The organism is Pseudomonas sp. HMSC063H08 (genome assembly GCF_001813645.1).
GTDB lineage: Bacteria > Pseudomonadota > Gammaproteobacteria > Pseudomonadales > Pseudomonadaceae > Pseudomonas > Pseudomonas aeruginosa.
Genome location: NZ_KV813314.1, coordinates 1 through 2,340, shown reverse-complemented (window position 1 = coordinate 2,340; position 2,340 = coordinate 1). Strand labels below are relative to the sequence as shown.

Below are 2,340 nucleotides of genomic sequence, written 5' to 3'. Positions count from 1 at the left end.
GTAAGCGTCCAGCCCGCCCACCTTTTGCTCGAACACCCCGGCCTGCATCCTGTGCTTTTTCCAGCAGGGGATTCATATGGAAACGATGCACGCGCGGCGCCAGGCCTGGGCTCAGCACGTCCAGGCCTGGCGGGACAGCGGGCTGACTCAGGTCGCTTACTGCCAGCAGCATGAGCTCAAACCCAAGGCGCTGGCCTACTGGATCAGGCGCAGCAAGCAGACTGCCACGCCGCTGACCCTGGTGCCCCTGGCGCTGCAGGGGCCGTCCGCCGGCGGCGAGTTGCTGCTGCAGCACGCCAGCGGCTGGCGGTTGGCGTTGCCGGCTGGCATCGATGCAACCTGGTTGGCCGGGTTGCTGCGGGGGATAGCCTGATGCTCACGCCGGCCCAGGTTTGGCTGGTGGTCGAGCCAGTCGATATGCGTCTGGGGATCGACGGGCTGTCGGCGCACATCCAGCAGGCACTCGGCCGGCCACCCTGCGACGGCACGGCCTATGCCTTTCGTAATCGGCGCGGCTCGCGGCTCAAGCTGCTGCAGTGGGACGGCACCGGTGTGTGGCTGAGCCAGCGCCGTCTGCATCAAGGCTGTTTCCGCTGGCCGAATGCCGACGACAGGCTGCTCACCTTGACCCAGGCGCAGTGGCAATGGCTGATCGCCGGCGTCGATTGGCAGCGCCTCGAGGCGCGTCCGCCGGAGCATTGGCAGGTGTGATAAATAGCTCAGGAACGCCAGTATTTACGGGCCTTTCAGGCGGTTTTCCGGTAGAATTCGCGCATGCTTTTAACCGCCGAACTCGCCGCCCTGAATCTCGATCCTGCCCAGCAGGAAGGCGTCGTTGCCGCCGTCTTACCGCTGCATGCCGAGGCCGAAAAGCTACGGGCCCAGGCCAAGCTCGACACCTTGAAAATCCAGGCGCTGACCCTCGAACTGGCACACCTGCGACGTATTCGTTTCGGCGTCAAAAACGAGGCCCTGTCACCGGAACAGCGTGACCTGTTCCGCGAGACGGCTGACGCCGACAGCGCCGCCATCGAGGCCGAGGTCGAGCAGCAGCTGCCCGAGCTGCGCAGCCAGCGCCAGCGTGCCGGTCGCCAGCCCTTGCCGGAGCATCTGCCGCGCATCGAACACCGCCACGAACCCGAGACCTGCAGCTGCGGCCAGTGCGGCGGCGAGCTGGTCAAGATCGGCGAAGACATTAGCGAGCAGCTTGACGTTACGCCGGCCAAGTTCTTCGTGCACCGGCACATTCGTCCGCAATACGCCTGCCGTCCGTGCGAACGCATCACCGCCGCGCCGGTTCCGCCGGCAGTGATCGACGGTGGCATGGCCGCCCCTGGCCTGATCGCCTGGGTACTGATCAGCAAGTTCCTCGATCACCTGCCGCTCTACCGCCTCGAACAGATCGCCGCCCGTGACGGCATCACCCTGGCTCGTTCGACCCTGGCCGAGTGGGTCGGGCGCTACGGTGTTGCCTTGCAGCCCCTGGTGGATCGGCTGCGCGAGTTATTGCTACAACGACCCGTGCTGCATGCTGATGAAACGCCCATGCAGCAACTCGATCCCGGCCAGGGCAAAACCAAACGCGCCTACCTCTGGGCCTACCGCAGCAACGACCTGGACGAAGGGCCGCGCCTCGCCGTGTTCGACTATCAATGCGGGCGCAGCGGCGAGCATGCACGCACCTTTCTGGGCGACTGGAAAGGGCACCTGGTGGTGGACGACTATGCCGGCTACAAGGCGCTGTTCGCCCTGGGCGTCACCGAGGTCGGCTGCATGGCCCATGCCCGGCGCAAGTTCTTCGAGCTGCATGCGGCCAACCAGAGTCCGGTGGCTGCCGAGGCCTTGCGGCGTATCGCCGAACTCTATGCCATCGAAGCGCGCGGCCGCACTCTCGACGCTGCCGCACGGCAGGTGCTGCGCGAACAAGAAGCCCTGCCCAAACTGCAGGCCATGCACGACTGGCTGCAGCTGACGCGGCAAAGCGTGGCCAACGGTGGCAGCCTGGCCAAGGCCATGGACTACAGCCTGAAACGCTGGACGGCGCTGTCGCGCTACGCGCACAACGCCACCCTGCCGATCGACAACAATCCGGTCGAGAACATCATCCGACCGATCGCGGTGGGTAAGAAGAATTGGTTGTTTACCGGTTCGGAGCGCGCCGGCCGCCGCGCCGCCGCCATCCAGAGCCTGCTGGCCACCGCCAAACTGAACGGCGTCGAGCCCGCCGCCTGGCTCAAGGATACGCTGGAAAAACTGCCCACCTGGCCCAACAGCCGGATCGATGAGCTGTTACCCCTCAGCCCCGCAAACTGAGCAAGGGTGGGGCGGCTGGACGCTTAC

General features: G+C 65.7%; 3 protein-coding genes. All 3 read left to right on the top strand.

The window, feature by feature from the left end; translation table 11 throughout:
* The first annotated feature begins 76 nt into the window (after positions 1–76).
* The 3 genes from HMPREF2924_RS00150 (at position 77) to HMPREF2924_RS00140 (ending at position 2,313) form a co-directional block, all read left to right on the top strand.
* A complete protein-coding gene (locus HMPREF2924_RS00150; protein ID WP_083318605.1) occupies positions 77–373 on the top strand; it encodes an IS66 family insertion sequence element accessory protein TnpA in 297 nt (98 codons plus the stop codon).
* Positions 373–711 carry an IS66 family insertion sequence element accessory protein TnpB gene (gene tnpB, locus HMPREF2924_RS00145; protein ID WP_031634193.1) on the top strand — a complete coding sequence of 113 codons (339 nt, stop codon included), beginning with the start codon at positions 373–375 and terminating at the stop codon, positions 709–711. The genes HMPREF2924_RS00150 and tnpB overlap by 1 nt, the downstream gene beginning before the upstream one ends.
* Before the next feature lie 63 nt (positions 712–774).
* Positions 775–2,313, top strand: coding sequence for an IS66 family transposase (locus HMPREF2924_RS00140; RefSeq protein ID WP_031634191.1), 1,539 nt, complete (start codon positions 775–777; stop codon positions 2,311–2,313).
* Positions 2,314–2,340: the final 27 nt, after the last annotated feature.

Coding starts and splice junctions, on each gene's coding strand:
- HMPREF2924_RS00150 (WP_083318605.1), top strand. CDS start 77: ATGGAAACGATGCACGCGCGGCGCCAGGCCTGGGCTCAGCACGTCCAG.
- tnpB (WP_031634193.1), top strand. CDS start 373: ATGCTCACGCCGGCCCAGGTTTGGCTGGTGGTCGAGCCAGTCGATATG.
- HMPREF2924_RS00140 (WP_031634191.1), top strand. CDS start 775: ATGCTTTTAACCGCCGAACTCGCCGCCCTGAATCTCGATCCTGCCCAG.